Consider the following 18,090-nt stretch of genomic DNA (forward strand, 5'->3'; position numbering starts at 1 on the left):
TCACGGCCTCACTCCCTCACTCCCTCACTCCCTCACTCCTTCACTCCTCAACTCCCTTGAACCGAGCTACCGGAGGCGCGTATGCGCAGGAGAACCCTTCTCGCCGGTGCACTGGCCGCGCCGGCGCTCGCCGCGTGCGACCGGGGCGGCGGATCAGGCACCGCCGCCTCGGGCGGCCGGACGACCCTCTCGTACGGCATCTGGGACGTGGCCCAGGCGCCCGGCATGCGGAAGATCATCGCCGCGTTCGAGCGGGAGCATCCGGACATCGCGGTGGAGATCCAGCTCACGCCCTGGGCGTCGTACTGGACGACCCTCAGGACGTCGATGCGCGGCGGCACCGCACCCGATGTGTTCTGGATGAACGCGGTGAACATACAGCTGTACGCGTCGAACGGTGTCCTGGAACCCCTCAAGGCCCATATCGCCCAGGACCGCACCCCCGTCGACCGGCATCCGAAGGCGCTGGTGGAGCTGTACGCGTACGGGGGCGAGCAGTACGGCTTGCCCAAGGACTTCGACACCATCGGCCTCTGGTACAACAAGGCGCTGTTCGACAAGGCGGGCATCGGCTACCCGGACGCGACGTGGACCTGGGACGACGTACGGGACGCGGCCCGTGAGCTGACCGACCCGTCGGCCCAGGTGTACGGCATCGCGGCCCAGATGGACCGGCAGAGCTACTTCTATCCGTCGATCTTCGCGGCCGGCGGTCAGGTGCTGCGCGACGGCCGGTCCGGGTACGCCGATCCGGAGACGATCGACGGCCTGCGGTACTGGACCGACATGGTGGACCGGGGCTGGTCGCCGCCGCAGAGCGCGATGGCCGAGGTCACGGCCCGCAATCTGTTCCTGTCGGAGCGGGTCGCGATGAACCACGACCTGTCGGCGATGGCGTCGTTCATGCACGGGACGCCCGCCATCAAGGACCACGGAGGCGTCGCCGTGCTGCCGAAGGGCCGCCGGCGCGCGACCGTCATCCACGGTCTCGCCAATGTCGTCTCGGCCAAGAGCCGCAACAAGGAGGCGGCCTGGCGTTTCGTCGACTTCATGGCGCGCAGGGAGGCGGCGGAGATCCAGGCGGCGGGCGGCGTGACCATCTCGTCGTACGCGGGGACGCAGGACACCTGGCGTGCGTCGATGCCGGAGTTCGATCTGCGGGTCTTCATCGACATGCTCGACTACGCCTATCCGTTCCCGAGGTCGAAGAACACGGCCGTCTGGGAGGACCTGGAGTATCTGCTGCTCGGCGCGCCGTTCAGCGGCAAGGGCGGCATCGAGTCCGCCGCACGGACGCTCGCCCGGCAGATGGACCGGGCGCTGGACGAAGAGCGAAAGGCGGGCGGATAGATGGCGGTGTTCCCCTCGACCGCGGCGGCGGAAGCGGAGTCCCGCGCCGCCCGTGACCGCACCCGCACCCGCACCCGCACCGGCCGCGGCACCGGATCCGGCGCCGCGAGCAAGGGCCGGGGCCCCAACTCCCGTACCCAGAAGTCGGCCTACGTCTTCGTCGCACCCCTCGCGATCGGCTTCCTCCTCTTCTACATCTGGCCGCTGATCCAGACCTTCGTGTACAGCTTCACGTCGTTCGGGCCGTTCGGTGGCAACACCTGGATCGGTGGCGACAACTACGCGCGCGTGGTGGGCGACGTCACGGTGTGGCGGGCCATCGGCAACACCCTGCTGTACGGGGCGATCGGACTGGTGACGCTGCCGGTCTCCGTCCTGGTCGCGGCGCTGCTCAACCGGCGCGGGCTGCGCGGGGTCACCGTCTACCGGGCGCTGTACTTCATCCCGTTCGTCACCCTGCCGGTCGCGGTCGGCCTGGTCTGGAACTGGCTCTACAACGGCAACTTCGGGCTGCTCAACGAGGTCCTGTCGTGGTTCGGCGTGGCCCGGCACTACTGGGCGTCCGACCCGACGACGGCCCTGTGGGCGATCGGTGTGGTGATGGTCTGGCAGAGCGTCGGCTACTACTTGATCATCTTCATCGCCGGGATCAAGGGGATTCCCCGTGACTACTACGAGGCCGCCGAGCTGGACGGCGCCGGCCCGATGCGGCGGTTCTTCCGGATCACGCTGCCGCTGCTGAGTCCGAGCATCTTCTTCGCCGCCGTGATCTGCGTGATCAACTCGCTCCAGACCTTCGACCTCATCTACGTGATGATGAGCGGTTCGAATCCGGCGCTCGCCTCCACGCAGTCCGTGGTGAGCCTCTTCTACCAGTGGGCGTTCCAGCAGAACGCGCAGGGCGCCGCGACCGCTCTCGCGTTCCTGCTGATGGTGATGACGGCCGCGCTCACCTTTGTCCAGTTCCGGCTCCAGAAGAGGTGGGTGCACTATGGCTGAGCCTTCGACGGGCACCGCGGCGGCGGTACGCGTCCGGCGCATCTCGCCAGGCCGCCGTCTCTCGCCGGGCCGCCGCTTCTCGCCCGGCTCCGTGGCCACCCATCTCGTGCTGTCCCTGGGCGCCCTGGTGATGGTGTTCCCGTTCCTGTGGCAGCTTCTGACCTCGTTCAAGTCGCTGCCCGAGGCGGTGCACGCGCCGCCGACGTTCCTGCCGGAGCGCTGGGACTGGTCGGCGTTCAAGGAGGTCTTCAGCGCGCTGCCGTACGCGGACATGCTCGGCAACAGTGTCATCAACACGGTGGGCCGGACGGCGGGCCAGCTGGTGTTCTGCTCCCTCGCCGCGTACGCGTTCGCCCGTATGCGGTTCCGGGGGCGCAATGTCCTGTTCGCGCTGTTCCTGTCCGTCCTGATGGTCCCGCCGTCGCTGCTCGTGCTGCCGCAGTACGACGTGATCCAGCGGCTCGGGCTGCTCAACACACCGCCCGCGCTGTTCCTGCCGGGCATGTTCAGCGCGTTCGGCACCTTCCTCCTGCGGCAGTTCTTCCTCTCGCTGCCCAAGGAGTTGGAGGAGGCCGCGCGGATCGACGGCGCCGGTTCCTTCCGGATCTTCTGGTCGGTGATGCTGCCGCTGATGCGTCCGGCGCTCGCCGCGCTCGCGGTGATCACGGCGATGTGGTCGTGGAACGACCTGCTGTGGCCCCTCGTCGTCAACACAGATCCGGCGAAGATGCCGATCAGCGCCGGACTGACCTCCCTTGAGGGCCAGTTCGAGACCAACTACCCGGTGATGATGGCCGGTTCGCTGATCGCGAGCCTGCCGATGATCGTCCTCTATCTGCTGCTCCAGCGGCACTTCGTGCAGGGCATCGCGTCGAGCGGCACGAAGGGCTGAGTGCGGAGACTCAGCGTCGACCGACCAGCGCACCACCACCCGCGACCGGAAGGGCACATGACCACTCGCCAGTTGCCGGAAGGCCGGAAAGCCGGAAGAAGGGGGAACTCCATGACAGGGCTTGACGTGGGGCTGATCGGCGCGGGCGGTATCGCCCGTGCCCACCTCCCGGGCTGGCTGGCCCTCGGCGCACGGGTCACCGTGCTGTCGACGGACGGCCATGCGCAGAAACTCGCCGAGACCCATGCCGACCAGGGCGTGACCGCCGCCCGTGACCTCCCCGAACTCCTCGACCGCTGCACGGTCGTCGACCTCTGCACCCCGACGTACACGCACCGCGATCTGGCGCTGGCGGCCCTCGCCGCGGGCAAGCACCTCGCCTGTGAGAAGCCCCTCGCCCTGACGGTGGCGGAGGCCACCGAGATCGCCGACGCGGCCGACGCCGCCGGGCTGCTGCTGTTCCCGGCGCATGTCGTGCGGTACTTCCCCGCGTACGAGACGATGGCGCGGGCGGTGGCCCGGGGCGACATCGGGGCGCCCGCGGTCCTCCGCTTCACCCGCTCGGGGACGTATCCGGTGTGGGCGCCCTGGTTCTCGGACCCGGCGCTGTCCGGCGGGATCCTGGTGGACCAGATGATCCACGACTTCGACTTCGCGCGGCTGCTGGCCGGCGAGGTCGTACGGGTGCACGCGCAGGTCAGCGGTGTTCAGGAGCCGGGGGCGCGGGCCGGTGACGTCGCGGTCGGCACGGCGGTGCTGACCCATGCGTCGGGCGCGGTCAGCCATGTCCTGGGCGTCTGGGGGCAGCCGGACCTGCCGTTCCGCACCACGTTCCGGATCGCCGGCCCCGGTGGGGTCCTGGAGCACGACTCGACGGCCGTGCCCGGCTTCCGGGTCCTCTCGCGGGGGCACGGTGAGGCCGGTGAGGGGATTCCGGGCAGCCCGATGACGGAGAGCCCGTATCTGACGGAGCTGAGGGAGTTCGCGGCGGCCGTCGCGGGTGGTCCGCCGCCCCGGGTGACGGCGCGGGACGGGGTGGAGGCGGTACGGATCGCCACAGCGGCGGCCGAGTCTGCGCGCACCGGGGCGGCGGTCGAGGTGTCGGTGGTCGAACCCCCGGTGGTCGAGCCGTCCGTGGCCGATCCATCGGTGGTCGAGGTGTCCAGGTCACGGGAGGGTGCACTGTGAAGGTCGGAGTGCTGTCGTTCGCCCATGTCCACGCCGGGGGCTTCGCCCGGCTCCTCGCCGGGATGGACGGTGTGGAGGTGCGCGCCGCCGACCCGGACACGGATCTGGCGGCGCCGGGCGAGGTGCGCGGCCGGGCGTTCGCCGAGGAGATCGGTGTCGACTACGCGGCTACGTACGAGGAGTTGTTCGCCTGGGGCCCGGACAAGGTCGTCGTCTGCTCCGAGAACGTACGCCACCGGCCCCTGGTGGAGCTGGCGGCGGCGCACGGCGTGGACGTCCTGTGCGAGAAGCCCCTCGCGACGACCGACGAGGACGGCGCGGCGATGGTGGCCGCGTGCCGGGCGGCCGGGGTGCGGCTCGCGGTGGCGCACCCGGTGCGGTTCAGCCCCGCCTACCGCGCGGTCCGGGACGCGGTGCGCTCGGGCGCGGCGGGCCGGGTCCTGACGGTGTCCGGCGCCAACAACGGCTATATGCCGGCGGGCGCCCGTCGCTGGTTCGGTGATCCGGCGCTCGCGGGCGGCGGCGCCCTGATGGACCACACCGTGCATCTGGCGGACCTCCTGGACGACCTGTTCGAAGCGTCGTCGGCGGAGGAGGTGTACGCGCAGGTCAACAATCTCCTGTACGAGGGTGAGGTGGCGGCCGAGACGGCGGGGCTGATCACGGTCCGGTACGCGAACGGCGCGGTCGCCACCATCGACTGCAGTTGGAGCCAGCCCCGGCACCATCCGGCGTGGGGCGGGCTCCAGATGCAGGTCATCGGGGAGCGGGCGACGGTCGAGATGGACGCGTTCGACCAGAAGGTCCACGGCTTCAGCGAGACCGCCCGCACTCCCGTCGAACTCCCTTACGGGGTCGACCTGGACGCCCTGATGCTGCGGGAGTTCCTGTTCGGTCCACCGGTGCCCACGTCCGGCTCGATCCCGGTCACGGACGGCGATGCGGGGCTACGGTCACTGCGGATCGTGACGGCGGCGTACGAGTCGGCGCGGACGGGGCGGTCGGTGCGGGTGGGGTGAGGGACGGGGTGCGACGGGGTGAGGGACGGGGTGCGACGGGAGGAGAGGGCGGCGCGGTCACCGGTCACCGGTCGCCGTGCCGTGCTCCCCTCTCCACGTCGTCCAGGGCCGACAGGAGGTGGGGGGCCACCCGGTCCCATGCCCAGGCGCGGTCGGTGGGGGTGGCCTGCCGGGGTTCCAGCTCCACCAGCATGATCAGGTAGAGGTAGACGCGGTAGAGCGCGAGCCGCAGCCGGACCGACTCGCTGAAGACGGCCTCTCCGCCCGCGCTCGCGTACCCGTCCAGGAAGTCCTGGTCGGCCTCCATGTCCGCGAGGAGGGCGAGCGAGACGAAGTCCGCGACCGGGTCGCCCCAGAACATCCGCTCGCCGTCGATGAGGCCGCTGAGCCGGCGGTCGCCCGGCTCCCCGGCCAGCAGCAGATTGCCCTGCCACAGGTCGAAGTGGACCAGCGCGGGCCGGGTGACGTCGTCCAGTACGCCGGAGGCCGCCGCGAGCAGCTTCCGGATCGCGTCGGCGGAGCGCGGAAGCCGTGCCGCGTACCGCTCCGCGTCGTCCAGGACGGCATCGGTCATCGCCGTGAACGCCTCCCGCCAGCCGGCCTCCAGGGAGCCCAACGGCTCCCCGGGGTAACCGAATCCGGGTCCGGTGACGGTGTGAAGGCGGGCGGTGATCCCTCCCAACTCCCTTCGCAGCCGCCGCCGTTCCCCGTCCTCCAGCGAGGTGGCGACCTCGGACCAGGGGGTTCCGGGCCGGGCCGTCATCATCAGGTAGGGGCCGATGTCGTCCCCGCTGTCCGTCCTCGCGGCGACGACCCGGGGCACGATGCCGGTGCGGTCGGTGTCCGCGGCGGCCGAGTAGAAGGCGATCTCACCGGCGAGCAGGGCCCGTTCGTACGCGAGACACGGGCCCTGCGGGGGCGGCAGCTTGAGCACCCAGTCCCGCCCCCCGCCGAGCGAGACGCGGACAACCGTGTTGTAGGTGCCGCCGGTCAGCGGTGTGTACCGGGCGGTCTGTCTGCCCGGTACGCCGGCGTCCCGCAGGACGGCGTCGACCACGTCCACGATGACCTCGTACGACGCACTCACCCTTGGCTCCTCCGTCACGTCGCAGTTGCTCCGCCGTTGTCCGCCGCTGGTCCTCCTGTTGCGGACCGTCAGCCTCCGTGCCCGTGAGCGCGCCAGTCGAACGCGCCGTCCGCATCCGGGGCCAACTGGCCGACCACAGGCACCAGTAGAGCGGCCACGGCCACCTGGTCCCCGGCCGAAGCCAACTCGGCGAATCTCGACTTGTCGAGCCCCGTGTCGAAGACGGTGTCGAAAAAGCGCCAGCTCCTCAGCGCGGTCCAGAGCTGCGTGGGCTAGATCTGCGTGACGCCGCCGTCCACGAGGAGTTCCGCGCCCGTGGTGAAGGTGCTCTGGTCACCGGCCAGATAGAGGGCGGTGGCGGCGACCTCCTCGGGGCGGCCGACGCGGCCGAGCGGGGTCGGCGGGGCGGGCCGGGCCGCCGGCGTGGCTCCATCGTCCTGCGGGAGCGCGGCGCGCAGTTCGTCGGCGCCGGGGGTTGCGACGGGGCCGGGGGTGAGGGCGTTGACCCGGATGCCCCGGTCGGCGAGTTCGGCGGCCCAGGTGCGGGCGAGGCTGCGGATCGCGGCCTTGGTGGCGGCGTAGACCCCCAGGCCGGGGGCGCCGCGCAGGGCCGCGCTGGAGGAGAGCACGATCACCGAGGCGCCCGCCGGGAGCAGCGGGAGCGCCTTCTGAACGGTGAAGACCGTGCCCTTGAGGTTGATGTCGGTGGTGCGGTCGTACTCCTCCTCGGTGATCTCGCCGAGTGGGCCGAAGTCGCCGACGCCTGCGTTGGCCACGACGATGTCGAGCCGGCCGCTGCGCTCGGCGATCTCGGCGTAGAGCCGGTCGAGGTCGTCGAGCCGTGACACATCGCTGCGGACACCGACGCCACGGCCTCCGACCTGCTCGACGGCAGCCGCCAGCTCGGCCTCCCGGCGACCGGTCAGATAGACGGTCGCCCCCTCGGCGGCGAACCGCCGGGCCACGGCCAGGCCGATACCGGTGGACGCCCCGGTCACGAGGGCGATCTTGTTGTCCAGCTGTCCCATGAGATTCTCCGAATCTTTGATGTAACTAATCTTGTTACATTTCATGCCGCAAAAGGCCGCAAAAGACGGTCCACGGAGCCCGCGAACGGCCAGGAACGTCGACGGTCGAGCTAGGCGGCCTTCAGTACATCCCGCAGTACGTCCTCCAGCGTGGTTCCCGCCAACTCTTCGCGGAGAACGGCTTCGATCCCGTCGTAGACGGTGGTCAGCGCCGGTGCGATGCCGTTGCCCACGACGCATTCGGGGTCGGGCGTGGAGCGGTGCAGCGCGAAGATCGGCCCCGGCTCCACCGCCTCGTACACATCGAGCAGCGTGATCTCCGACAGGTCCCGCGACAGGGTCCAGCCGGCACCGGCACCCCTCCGCGACGCGGCCAGGCCCGCCTTGCGCAGCTCGGCCAGCAGGCGGCGGATGACGACGGGATTCGTGTTGACGCTCGTCGCGATCTGCTCGGACGTGGCGACCTCGTGACCGCGCCGCTGATACAGCCCGATCCAGGTCAGAGCATGTACGGCGACGGTCAGTCTGCTGTTGGCACTCACGCCTCACCTCCACTCGCGCTCATAGTAACAGTAATTGTTACGACAGCGAACGGCAACTCCGGCTCAGCCCGGCCTCAGTCCGACTTGCTCAGCAGCCGTGTCACCTGCTCGCCGACCGGTGCGGTGAGGCGACCCTCGCACTCCACTCCCACCGCCACCGCCAGATCCCTGCCGTGCAGGTCCGCCAGCGCTTCGGCCAGTTCGGCGAAGGAGGTGGCCGCCGTGCGACCGCGTGTGACGCCCGTCGCCACCGTGGCCGCGCCGACCAGGGCCGCGGGCCACCACCAGACGGACAGCAGGACGTACGCGAGGCCCCAGGCGGTGAGGCGGGCCGCCGCGCTCAGGGCCGTGCGGGCGGTGCTCAGCTCGTTGCGGGTCGTGTCGGGGGCGAGGAGCCACAGATGGGGCCAGGAGAGCGTCAGGTCCAGGCGGTAGGCGCGCCGGACTCGGCGGTCCGGTGCGGTGATCCGGTCACCGGTCCAGAACGGGTGCCGGGGTGGGACCAGGGAGATCCGGTTGCGGACGGCGTACCGCGACTCGGCCTCTTCGGTGAGGGCGGGGGCGTCGGCCGTGCCGCCGATCTGGGCGCGGCCTGCGGCGACCAGGGCCGTGCGGTACTCGGCGTCGGCCGTCCGCCAGCGGCGCGCTCGGCGCTCGGTCAGCCGTCGGCTCACCGGTCCCCGCGCGTCCATGAGCCAGACCCGTTCGATCAGGGATCCGGCGGCCTGCGCGACGGTACCGGTCGCGGCGGCCCCGGCCAGCACGGCGACCGCCGCCACGGCGAGGGCGCCCGCGCTCGACGCGCCCGGCGACGCGGCCAGGGAGTCGAGCCGCGTCCGCAGCCGCCCGACGTCGTGCCAGTGGCTCTGGCCCAGGGTGACCGCCGTGGCCAGGGACACGAGGTACGCCAGGCCGGGGATCGTCAGGAGCGCCAGCCAGCGTTCGGCGAGTCGCCCGCCGAGCGCGCTGAGGAACGCGCTCACGGGCGGCGCAGCCCGATCTCGCGCAGCGGTCCGCCGAAGACGCGGCAGGCCGACGGTTCGGCGCCCTCCGAAGCCGGTGCCTCCACACGGGCGCAGTGGCCGCGCGGGCAGGCGAGGACGTAGAGCCAGGGGTGGCCGGGTCCGGCGCCGGGGAAGCTCTGGTAGGCGGGCGGGGTCTCCGTACGGTAGGAGCCGAGGCCCGCGCTGTGGCCGGCGGCGAGGAGTCGGTCCTCCAGGTCGTCGAAGGCGTCCTCGAACTCCTCGGGGGAACGGCCCTCGCGCACCTGGGAGATGATGTCCGCGACCAGGCGGTCGCCCTCCGCGCCGAGGTCCGGCATGCCAGGTGCGGACGTGAGCCGGTGGCAGAGGGCCGCCAGCCGTTCGTGCGCAGGGCCGCCGCTCGCCGCGCCGCTTCCGTCTCCCCCGTCACCGCCACCATCACCGTCGCCGGGTCCGCTCACCGCCGCACCTCCATGGATCGACCGGCCGCGCCCCCAGCATAACGAGCGCGCCGCATGGGCTACTTGGGTAAAATCGGGTGGGTAAATCGGGTTCCGGAGTTCCCGCCGCCGACCACGGTCGAGAGCCCGCAGTGACACCCACGGGGGCCGTGATGCCGGACGCGTACCGAACAGCCGAGGACCCCACCCGGAGGGTGGCCGCGCTGATCGGACAGTTCAACCGCACCGGGGAGCGCGCCCCGCTGGACGCCGCCGTCGAGATGTGCCGGGCAGCACTTGGCCAGGAACCCGCGGTGGAACGGGTACGGAGGTTCTGGCTGGAGACGCTGCGCTCCACACTGGTGATGCGCTGGCAGTCCCGTCGGCAACGGCCCGACCTGGACGACGCGATCGGCCTCGGGCAACTACTGGCAGCCGGGAGTGCCCCCAGCGAGCAGGATGTACGTCTGTGGGGGTGCATGCTCGCGGACCGGTTCGACCTGGACCGGAACCCCGCGGACAGGGACGCGGCGATCACGGTACTGCGGCGCGCCGCGGCGATGCCTCCGGACGGAACCGAGCAACCGGCGCTGGCCCTCGACGTCCTCGGACTGATGCTGGCGGAGACGGGCAGCGCGGCCGACATGGCGGAGGCGGTGCGGTCGCTGCGGCAGGCCGTACGGGTGCTGCTCGACAGGGAACCTGGGAGCGCGGCGCACATCACCGCCACCCGGAACAACCTGGCGGCGGTCCTGGGCCGCGCCGTCGACAACCACGGGACACCGTCCGCCGCGTACGAAGCCGTCGAGCTGCTACGGGGAGTCCTCGCGGCGACGCCTCCCGGCTCGCCCCGCCGGACACCGGCACTGCTGCATCTCGCCGAGGCGCTGCGCAGGAAGGCCGGTCTGACCTCGGCTGCGACCGACATCGAGGAGATGGTCGGCGCGGCCCGGGTGGCCCACGCGGCGACACCGCCAGGGCATCCCGAGCACCCGCGCGGCCTGACGGTGCTGGGCGTCGCGCTGCGGATGGCGTCCGAACACACCGAGGGAACCGACCTGTTGTACGAATCGGTCGGGCTGCTGCGCGAGTCCGTGCGGATGACGGGCCGGGCCGATCCCGTATACCTGGCCCGGCTGAACAGCCTGGGCAACGCCCTGCTCAGGCTCGGCGAACGCACCGGCGACGTCACGCTCCTCGACGAGTCCGTGCGGCATCTGCGCGAAGCCGTCACGGAGCCGTCCGGCGACAGTTCGGACCACTTCGGCCGCGTCGCGAACCTGGCCACCGTCCTGCGCGAGCGCTACCTCCAGTCCGGCGACCTCACGACCCTGCGGGAGGCCGCCGAACTGGCCCGGCTCGCACTGCGCTCCGCCCGGTCGCCCCTGGACTCCGCCACCAAGCTCGACACCCTCGGCGTCATCCTCCAGACCTGGTACGACCGGACGGCGGACCCCGACGCCGCCGCCGAAGCCGTGGCAGCGGCCCGACAGGTCGTCGACCGCACCCCCGAGGACAGCACCGACCTCGCCGAACGCCTGAACCACCTCGGCAACGCACTGCACCAGCTCTACCTGTCCGGGGGCGACCCGGCCGACCTGGACGAGTCCGTCACGGTCCTCACCCGCGCGGCGACGAAGACGTCGTACGGCGAACCGAACCACGCGAGTCACCTGCACAACCTCGGGCTTTCGCAGCTCGCCCGAGCCAGGGCGACCGAGGACGAGACGCTGGTGAACGAGGCGGTGAGCACGCTCGGCCGTGCCGTGTACGCGTCGTCCCCCGGCACCGCCCAGACCGCCGGCTTCCTCCAGTCGTACGCCTCCTCGCTCCGTACCCTGCACGCGGCGAACGGCGACCCCGCCGTTCTGCTCGCCGCCGAGGACGCGTACCGGCAGGTCGCTCTCATCGACGCCCTCCCGGCGGCGTCCCGCACCGCCGCCGCCCGCGACTGGGGTGCCGCCGCGGGTGACGCGGGCCGCTGGGAGGAAGCACTCGCCGGATTCGAACTGGCCCTGGCCCTCTTGCCGCTCACCCTCACCAGGAGGCTGCGGCGCGGCGACCAGGAGCACCGCCTCACCGGTGTCCAGGGGCTGGCCGCCGACGCCGCGGCGTGCGCCGTACGGCTGGGGCGGCTCGGCCACGCGATGGTGCTGCTGGAGCAGGGTCGCGGTGTCCTGCTCGGCCGGACGATGGCCGCGCGTGCCGAACTGGAGCGGTTGCGCGCCGCGCACCCGGAGGTTGCCGCGGTCTTCGTCCAACTGCGCGACCACATCGACGCGCTGGACCCGGGGGTCACCGAGCAGGAGACCACCGGCCACGACTCCGACGCGCTGCACACCCTCGCGGCCCGTTGGGAGCGGCTGATCGGCGAGATCCGTGCGCTGCCCGGTTTCGGGGACTTTCTCGGCGCCCCGGCGTACGAGGAGATCCTTGCGTGCGCCGAGCGGGGTCCCGTAGTGGTGGCGTACTCCAGCGTCTACGGCAGCGACGCCCTGGTCCTGCTGCCCGACGGTGTGCGGTTGGTGCCGCTGCCGTGGGTGAGCCCCGAGGCGGTCGCGGAGCAGGTGGCGCGGCTCGACAAGGCGCTGGCCGCCGCGGTCTCGCCGACCGGGGAGCGGGGCGCCCAGCAGGCCGTCGAGGCGGTGCTCGCCTGGACCTGGGACCGGGTGGCCGAACCGGTACTCCGCCGACTCGGGCTGCTCAACGCGCCCGCCGACGGCGCCTGGCCACGGCTGTGGTGGTCACCGGTCGGCGCACTGGCCGCGCTGCCGCTGCACGCGGCCGGACATCACGGCGAGCCGCCCGGTCCCCGGCCCCCGGCCGTCCTCGACCTGGTGGTCTCGTCGTACACGCCGACCGTCCGCGCCCTCGCCTACGCGCGACACCGCGCGGCGGGCCCCCACCCCACCGGCGACCTGCTCGCCGTGGTCGTGCCCGACGCCCCCGGAACGCGCGCACTCGGCGGCGTACGCCGGGAGGTGAAGGAGCTGAGCGCGCTGCTGCCCACGGAGGTGGTCTCCGGCCCGCGGGCGACGTTCGCCGAGGTCCTGCGCGCACTGCCGGACTACCCGTACGTGCATTTCGCCTGCCACGGTGTGAGCGACCCGGACGCCCCGTCCCACGCCCGTCTCCTCGTGCACGACCACCAGGAGCATCCGCTGACGGTCCATCACATCTCGCGTCTGGAGCTGCCGGACGCCCGGCTCGCCGTGCTGTCGGCGTGCGAGACGGCGCGGGGCTCCGGGCGCCTCGCGGACGAGTCCATCCACATCACCTCCGCGTTCCAGGTCGCCGGCTACCCGCACGCGATCGGCACCCTGTGGCCGGTGCACGACGCGGTGGCGGGACGGGTGGCCAGGATTCTCTACCGCCATCTGCGCGGTGACAGAGCGGCCGGGTCCCCGGGGCTCGACGCCGACCAGGCGGCCCTCGCGCTGCACCGGGCGGTCCGGCAGTGCCGGACCACGTTCGGGGGCAGCCCCAGTCTGTGGGCCGCGCACATGCATTCCGGAGCCTGACGATTCCATCGGGAAGGAGTTGGCCACGACATGGCCTCCACATGGCGCAGGAAGCGGGACGACGACGAGGGGCGGAACCCACCGCCGCCGCCCCCGGTCGCGGAGTGGGTGATGTCGCTGGGAGGCGAGGACGGGCAGGAGGAGGAGATCGGCCGGGTCGCCATCCCGCCGCACGAGTTCTTCGGGATGAAGGCCAACGCCGCCTACGAACGTCTGGGGCCCGACCACCCCGAGACCCTGCTGGCCTTCCGGGACTACGCGCGGGCGCTGGCGGCGATGGAGGACCGCCGGGGAGAGGCCCTTGACCGGCTCATGGACCTGGCACGCCTCCAGTCCCAGGTGCTCGGCTACGTCCACGAGGACACCCTGACGACCTCCGCCGACGTGGCCGACCTCGTCCGGACCATGGGTGACTTCGCGAAGGCGGAGGAGATCTGGCGCAGTGTGTGGACCAGCCGGAGCCAACTGCTCGGGCCCGACCACCCGCAGACCCTGGACGCCGCGAACGGACTGGCGAGGGTCCTCTCGGACCTGCGCCGCGAGGCGGAGTCCGTCGCGCTCCAGCGGGACGTCCTTGAGCGCAGGACCCGGCTCCTCGGACCGGACGATCCGGCGGTACTGGACGACTTCGGGCGCCACGCCGCCGCACTGGGCAGGGCCGACCTGTGGCACGAGGCCGAACCGGCCCTGCGTGAACTCATCGCCCGCCTGGAGCGCCGCGGCGAACAGGACGGCTCCGCCGGTCTCTCCGCCCGCGCCAACCTGGGCGCCGCCCTGTGCCGCCTCGACCGCCTGGACGAGGCCGAGGTGGTGATCCGCGACGTGCTCGCCGCCCAGCAGCGCACCAAGGGTACGGACCATCCGGAAGCGCTCACCACCCGCAACAACCTCGCGGCCGTCCTGCACGCCCGGGAGCGGTACCCGGAGGCGGCGGTCATCCTGTGGGAGGTTCTCGCGGCCGTGACCCGGCGGGACGGGGACGACCACCCGAACACCGTGCACGCCCGCGACAACCTCGCCAACGTGCTGATCGACGCCGGAGAGTACGACGAGGCCACCCAGCTCCTCACGCGCTGCCACGCCGACTACACCCGTGTCTTCGGCGCACACCATCCCCTGACCCGGAAGGCCGCCGAACGCCTCGACTGGCTCCATTCGTGACCGCTCGATGTGACCGGACGACGTGACCGCACGATGCTCGATGGGACCGGCGCCGAATCCTCCACGAGAAGGCGAGCATCACATGCCCCTCCCCACCCCCCACCCGATCACCGGCCTGCGGTCGGTCGCGATCACCGTCGAGGATCTGCCGGCCACGCGGAGCTTCTACCGCGACCTCTGGGCGCTGGACCTGGTCACCGAGGAGCGGGACAGGAGCTACCTCGGGTCCGGATGCCCCAGCAACTACGTCGTCAAGCTGCGCCGGAGCAGCGCCCCAGGCATCGAACTCACCACGTTCGACGTCCGGGACCGGGCCGGGGTGGACCTGCTGTTCGAGCGGGTCGCCCACGGCGGCGCGAAGATCATTCGCGAACCCGGCGACCGCGGGGACCTCGGCGGCGGGTACTCCTGTCTCTTCTTCGACTGCGACGGCCGTCCCGTCGAACTCGCCACCGAGGTCGAACAGCGCGTCCACCGCCCGGTCGAGCGGGGCGAGTCGCGACCGAAGTCCCTCAGCCACGCCGTCTTCAACACCACGGACGTGGACCGGTCCGTCTCCTGGTACGTCGAGATGCTGGGCTTCCGGATCTCGGACTGGGTCGGGGACTTCTTCTGCTTCCTGCGCACCGGAAGCGCGCACCACATCATCGGGCTCGTCAGATCGGCGCACACGAGCCTGAACCATGTGTCCTTCGAACTCAACGGGATCGACGAGTTCATGCGCGGCACCGGCCGGATGATGCGCGCGGGCGTCCAGCCACTGTGGGGCCCCGGCCGGCACGGCGCCGGGGACAACACCTACGCGTACTTCCAGGAGCCGTCGAGCGGGTTCGTCATGGAGTACACGACCGCGCTGCTCCAGATCGACGAGGAGCACGGCTGGACGCCGAAGGTGTGGGGCACGACGCCCGAGGAGAACGACCAGTGGGGCACGGCCAATCCCTGGGACGAACTGGTCCTCGCGAAGATGACACCGGCGACGGACCCCGCCCTGTGGACGCCACCGAGCATGTGACAGCGCGTAACGGCTATGGCTTCGCCGTCCGTGGTGTGCGCCCGGCATGCACATGGGCACGCGCACCCTGCATGTCGAAGAGGACGAGAAGTTCCACCGCTCCACCGTCCGCGCTGCCCAGCCAGTGCGGCAACGAGGTGTCGAACTCGGCGACCTCGTCCGCCGCCACCGTCAGATCACGCTCCCCGACCACCAGGCGCAGGGTGCCGTGGAGGACGTACAGCCACTCGAAGCCCTCGTGTGTCTGGAGGGTCGGTTCCCGTGGCTTCGGCTGTGCGGGAATGATCATCTTGAAGGCCTGCGTTCCGCCCGGCCGCCGGGACAGCGGGACGAACGTCATCCCGAACCGCCGGATCGGCTTCAGATGGATACGGGGGTCGCCGGCGCGCGGGGCGCCCACGAGATCGTCCAGGGGCACGTCATAGGCGCCGGACAGGTGCAGCAGCAGTTCCAGGGTCGCCCGGCGCTGACCGCTCTCCAGGCGGGACAGCGTGCTTTCGGACACTCCGGTGGTCCGGGACAGCTCGGCGAGGGTGATGCCACGCGTCTGCCGCAGCGCACGCAGCCGGGGGCCGACCGCTGTCAGCAGGTCTTCCATTGCGGGGTCCATGGGGCCAGCTTGCCGAAACAGCAAGGATCGGCGCCACTTCGCGACCCGTCGGCCGAGACTGACCGCACGGAAACCGACGGAGACCGACGGGAAGGAACCCGATGGAGCACACCGAAGCGGCAGTGTCCGCGGCAACGTACTGGGACAAGGTGTACGGGCAGCGGCCCGCGCCCACCGACCCGCAGCCGAACGCCCGCCTGGTCGAGACGGTCACGGCGCTCCCCGCGGGGGACGCGCTGGACCTCGGATGCGGGGGCGGCGGCGACGCCCTGTGGCTCGCGGGCCGGGGCTGGCGGGTCACCGCCCTCGATGTCTCAGCGGTGGCGACCACACGGCTCGCCCGGCTGGCCCGCGCACGGGGCCTCGGCGACCGGATCACCGCCCAGCAGCACGACGTACGCGCCTCGCTGCCCACGCTGCGCTACGACCTGGTGACCGCCCACTACTTCCAAGCGCCCTACGAGCAGGACAGGACGGCCGTCCTCCGATCGGCCGCCGACCTGCTGCGTCCGGGTGGACGACTCCTGGTGGTCGATCACGGTTCGACGGCGCCGTGGTCGTGGAATCAGGGTCCGGACGTGCGGTTTCCGACTCCTCAGGAGGTCGCGGCGCCGCTGCGTCTGTCGCCCGCGCGATGGACGGTGGAGCGGGCGGACGCGCCCCGCCGGATCGCGACCGGCCCGGACGGGCGGCAGATCGCCGAGGTCGTCGACCACGTCCTGCTCATCCGCCGGACCGCGTGACACCGCCCCCACACGCGTACGTACGTACACGGACCAGCACCCCGCAAGGAGAACGCCGTGCCCACCTCCTCCCGCCGCACCGACACCCCTCCGCCGCGCACCGCGAACAGCGAAGCCGATGTCCTGCGCGGCTTCCTCGACTATCTGCGGGCGTCGATCGCCGCGAAGGTCGACGGGGCCGCGGAGCCTCAGGTCCGGACCCCGGCGGTCCCCTCGGGTACGAACCTGCTGGGCCTGCTCACCCATCTGACCGCCGTCGAGAGCGCCACGTTCCTCGGCGAGAAGGTCACCGACTGGCAGGCGACGTTCCGCGCGTCCCCCGACGACAGCGTCGCCGATGTCGTCGCCCGCTACCGGGCCACCGTCGACCGCGCGAACAAGGTTCTCGACGGATGCGCCGATCTCGGCGCACCGCTCCCCCGCCCGGGGCGTCCGGGCCCGGCGCCGAGCGTGCGCTGGGCACTCACCCACCTGATCGAGGAAACCGGCCGCCACGCGGGTCACGCGGACATCCTCCGCGAACTGCTCGACGGCACCACCGGACGCTGAAGGGACGGCGACGGCGTCGACACTTCGGTGACGGGCATGGGAACCAGTCACCGAAGTACCGTACGCCGCCGCCGTCCGCGGACTCAGACCCGGTCGGCCACGATCAACAGGTACTGGAAGCTGCCGTTCTTGTAGGCGTCGAGGAACGCGTCCTCGATTCCCGTCACCAGATGGTCGGCCTCCTTCCGGAGTTCCCAGTAGGGGATCGTTTCTGCGGTCAGGTCCTGCACATGGACCGGCACCAGCCGGTTCCTGGCCATCGCCCGGAAGTACTCCGACCTCGGGTGGATGTCGCAGATGTAGTGCGCGTTGATCTGCGACACCTCGCGCGAGGCCCGGCCGTAGGTGTCGTTGTAGCAGCCGGTGACCGTCACATAGCGACCGCCGCGGCGCAGCAGCCGGGCGTGCTCGGCGAACAGCAGCTCCAACTCGACGTACATCGTGGACTCGTTGTTCCACGAGGCCGCGTACGCCCCCGATGTGAAGCCGGTGTCGAGCATGTTGCGGTGGTGGTAGCGCACCTTTTCGCCGACGCCCCGCTTGCGGGCCATCTCGTTCGCGAAGTCGCACTGCTTGGCGGAGATGGTGACACCGTCGGCATGGCAGCCGTAGCGGAGGTTCGCCACGATGCTGCCGCCGCCCCGGCCGCAGCCGGCGTCGAAGACCCGGTCGGTGGGGTCGAGCGGGCCGAGGTGGGCGGCCAGCAGTTCGGCCTGGGCGTGCTCCAGGCGGTGCAGTTCGCCGGTGATCCGCTCCCTGCGCAGTTCGGGGTCGGTCTCGTCGAGGACCGACCGGTCGGCCGCACCGATGCCGTAGTGGTGGTGGTACAGGTCATCGATCTGGCCGAGTTCGAGATTGACCGGGTTCTTCTCGGCGTTCCAGTAGTCCGCGACCCGGGTCTGATAGACGGAGTGGGTCGGTACCTGGACGCGCGTGGTGGCGACGGGGGCAGTGGTCAACGAT

At 71.4% G+C, this 18,090-nt stretch carries 17 protein-coding genes; 10 read left to right on the forward strand and 7 right to left on the reverse strand.

The window, feature by feature from the left end; translation table 11 throughout:
* The first annotated feature begins 81 nt into the window (after nt 1-81).
* From ACIQNU_RS34525 to ACIQNU_RS34545, 5 genes are all read left to right on the forward strand, one after another.
* Complete coding sequence (locus ACIQNU_RS34525) at nt 82-1,350, forward strand: ABC transporter substrate-binding protein (protein WP_401373894.1); 1,269 nt, start codon at nt 82-84, stop codon at nt 1,348-1,350.
* Nucleotides 1,351-2,349 carry a carbohydrate ABC transporter permease gene (locus ACIQNU_RS34530; RefSeq protein WP_401373896.1) on the forward strand — a complete coding sequence of 333 codons (999 nt, stop codon included), beginning with the start codon at nt 1,351-1,353 and terminating at the stop codon, nt 2,347-2,349. It begins immediately after the preceding gene.
* The gene (locus ACIQNU_RS34535; protein ID WP_401373898.1) at nt 2,342-3,241 is read left to right on the forward strand and encodes a carbohydrate ABC transporter permease; all 900 of its coding nucleotides are present in this window, start codon (nt 2,342-2,344) and stop codon (nt 3,239-3,241) included. Before ACIQNU_RS34530 ends, ACIQNU_RS34535 begins: the two co-directional genes overlap by 8 nt.
* A gap of 111 nt (nt 3,242-3,352) precedes the next feature.
* Nucleotides 3,353-4,429 carry a Gfo/Idh/MocA family protein gene (locus tag ACIQNU_RS34540; RefSeq protein ID WP_401373900.1) on the forward strand — a complete coding sequence of 359 codons (1,077 nt, stop codon included), beginning with the start codon at nt 3,353-3,355 and terminating at the stop codon, nt 4,427-4,429.
* Nucleotides 4,426-5,448, forward strand: coding sequence for a Gfo/Idh/MocA family protein (locus tag ACIQNU_RS34545; protein WP_401373902.1), 1,023 nt, complete (start codon nt 4,426-4,428; stop codon nt 5,446-5,448). The genes ACIQNU_RS34540 and ACIQNU_RS34545 overlap by 4 nt, the downstream gene beginning before the upstream one ends.
* Before the next feature lie 64 nt (nt 5,449-5,512).
* On the opposite strand, the gene ACIQNU_RS34550 is transcribed toward ACIQNU_RS34545, so the two are convergent.
* From ACIQNU_RS34550 to ACIQNU_RS34570, 5 genes are all read right to left on the reverse strand, one after another.
* Nucleotides 5,513-6,535: a phosphotransferase family protein gene (locus ACIQNU_RS34550; protein ID WP_401373903.1), complete on the reverse strand. Its 1,023-nt coding sequence runs from the start codon at nt 6,533-6,535 to the stop codon at nt 5,513-5,515.
* A 272-nt stretch (nt 6,536-6,807) separates the two neighbouring features.
* Complete coding sequence (locus ACIQNU_RS34555; protein WP_401373905.1) at nt 6,808-7,563, reverse strand: SDR family NAD(P)-dependent oxidoreductase; 756 nt, start codon at nt 7,561-7,563, stop codon at nt 6,808-6,810.
* Between the two features lie 110 nt (nt 7,564-7,673).
* Nucleotides 7,674-8,105, reverse strand: a complete 432-nt coding sequence (locus tag ACIQNU_RS34560; RefSeq protein ID WP_401373907.1) for an Rrf2 family transcriptional regulator — start codon at nt 8,103-8,105, stop codon at nt 7,674-7,676.
* A 74-nt stretch (nt 8,106-8,179) separates the two neighbouring features.
* Nucleotides 8,180-9,088 carry a hypothetical protein gene (locus ACIQNU_RS34565; RefSeq protein ID WP_401373909.1) on the reverse strand — a complete coding sequence of 303 codons (909 nt, stop codon included), beginning with the start codon at nt 9,086-9,088 and terminating at the stop codon, nt 8,180-8,182.
* Complete coding sequence (locus tag ACIQNU_RS34570; RefSeq protein ID WP_401373911.1) at nt 9,085-9,549, reverse strand: hypothetical protein; 465 nt, start codon at nt 9,547-9,549, stop codon at nt 9,085-9,087. The genes ACIQNU_RS34565 and ACIQNU_RS34570 overlap by 4 nt, the downstream gene beginning before the upstream one ends.
* 152 nt (nt 9,550-9,701) lie before the next feature.
* Between ACIQNU_RS34570 and ACIQNU_RS34575 the strand changes: the two genes are divergently transcribed.
* The 3 genes from ACIQNU_RS34575 (at nt 9,702) to ACIQNU_RS34585 (ending at nt 15,225) form a co-directional block, all read left to right on the forward strand.
* The gene (locus tag ACIQNU_RS34575; RefSeq protein ID WP_401373913.1) at nt 9,702-13,049 is read left to right on the forward strand and encodes a CHAT domain-containing protein; all 3,348 of its coding nucleotides are present in this window, start codon (nt 9,702-9,704) and stop codon (nt 13,047-13,049) included.
* A gap of 30 nt (nt 13,050-13,079) precedes the next feature.
* On the forward strand, nt 13,080-14,210 hold the full coding sequence (locus ACIQNU_RS34580) for a tetratricopeptide repeat protein (protein WP_401373914.1): 1,131 nt from the start codon (nt 13,080-13,082) through the stop codon (nt 14,208-14,210).
* A gap of 82 nt (nt 14,211-14,292) precedes the next feature.
* On the forward strand, nt 14,293-15,225 hold the full coding sequence (locus ACIQNU_RS34585; RefSeq protein ID WP_401373915.1) for a VOC family protein: 933 nt from the start codon (nt 14,293-14,295) through the stop codon (nt 15,223-15,225).
* A gap of 13 nt (nt 15,226-15,238) precedes the next feature.
* On the opposite strand, the gene ACIQNU_RS34590 is transcribed toward ACIQNU_RS34585, so the two are convergent.
* Nucleotides 15,239-15,835 (reverse strand): helix-turn-helix domain-containing protein, encoded by a 597-nt coding sequence (locus ACIQNU_RS34590; protein WP_401373916.1) that lies wholly within the window; start codon nt 15,833-15,835, stop codon nt 15,239-15,241.
* 101 nt (nt 15,836-15,936) lie between these two features.
* On the opposite strand from ACIQNU_RS34590, the gene ACIQNU_RS34595 reads away from it, so the two are divergent.
* Together ACIQNU_RS34595 and ACIQNU_RS34600 are read left to right on the forward strand one after the other, a co-directional pair.
* Complete coding sequence (locus ACIQNU_RS34595; RefSeq protein WP_401373918.1) at nt 15,937-16,578, forward strand: SAM-dependent methyltransferase; 642 nt, start codon at nt 15,937-15,939, stop codon at nt 16,576-16,578.
* Nucleotides 16,579-16,635: 57 nt separating this feature from the next.
* Nucleotides 16,636-17,127, forward strand: coding sequence for a DinB family protein (locus ACIQNU_RS34600; protein ID WP_401373920.1), 492 nt, complete (start codon nt 16,636-16,638; stop codon nt 17,125-17,127).
* An 83-nt stretch (nt 17,128-17,210) separates the two neighbouring features.
* Here the strand turns inward: ACIQNU_RS34600 and ACIQNU_RS34605 are convergent, their stop codons facing one another.
* Nucleotides 17,211-18,086, reverse strand: a complete 876-nt coding sequence (locus ACIQNU_RS34605; protein WP_401373922.1) for a geranyl diphosphate 2-C-methyltransferase — start codon at nt 18,084-18,086, stop codon at nt 17,211-17,213.
* Nucleotides 18,087-18,090: the final 4 nt, after the last annotated feature.

This window comes from Streptomyces sp. NPDC091292, from assembly GCF_044757265.1.
In the GTDB taxonomy this organism is placed as follows: domain Bacteria; phylum Actinomycetota; class Actinomycetes; order Streptomycetales; family Streptomycetaceae; genus Streptomyces.

Excerpts from the sequence above, each read along its gene's own strand:
- ACIQNU_RS34535 (WP_401373898.1), top strand. The coding sequence starts at position 2,342 with ATGGCTGAGCCTTCGACGGGCACCGCGGCGGCGGTACGCGTCCGGCGC.
- ACIQNU_RS34540 (WP_401373900.1), top strand. The coding sequence starts at position 3,353 with ATGACAGGGCTTGACGTGGGGCTGATCGGCGCGGGCGGTATCGCCCGT.
- ACIQNU_RS34530 (WP_401373896.1), top strand. The coding sequence starts at position 1,351 with ATGGCGGTGTTCCCCTCGACCGCGGCGGCGGAAGCGGAGTCCCGCGCC.
- ACIQNU_RS34595 (WP_401373918.1), top strand. The coding sequence starts at position 15,937 with ATGGAGCACACCGAAGCGGCAGTGTCCGCGGCAACGTACTGGGACAAG.
- ACIQNU_RS34575 (WP_401373913.1), top strand. The coding sequence starts at position 9,702 with ATGCCGGACGCGTACCGAACAGCCGAGGACCCCACCCGGAGGGTGGCC.
- ACIQNU_RS34590 (WP_401373916.1), bottom strand. The coding sequence starts at position 15,835 with ATGGACCCCGCAATGGAAGACCTGCTGACAGCGGTCGGCCCCCGGCTG.
- ACIQNU_RS34585 (WP_401373915.1), top strand. The coding sequence starts at position 14,293 with ATGCCCCTCCCCACCCCCCACCCGATCACCGGCCTGCGGTCGGTCGCG.
- ACIQNU_RS34525 (WP_401373894.1), top strand. The coding sequence starts at position 82 with ATGCGCAGGAGAACCCTTCTCGCCGGTGCACTGGCCGCGCCGGCGCTC.
- ACIQNU_RS34555 (WP_401373905.1), bottom strand. The coding sequence starts at position 7,563 with ATGGGACAGCTGGACAACAAGATCGCCCTCGTGACCGGGGCGTCCACC.
- ACIQNU_RS34580 (WP_401373914.1), top strand. The coding sequence starts at position 13,080 with ATGGCCTCCACATGGCGCAGGAAGCGGGACGACGACGAGGGGCGGAAC.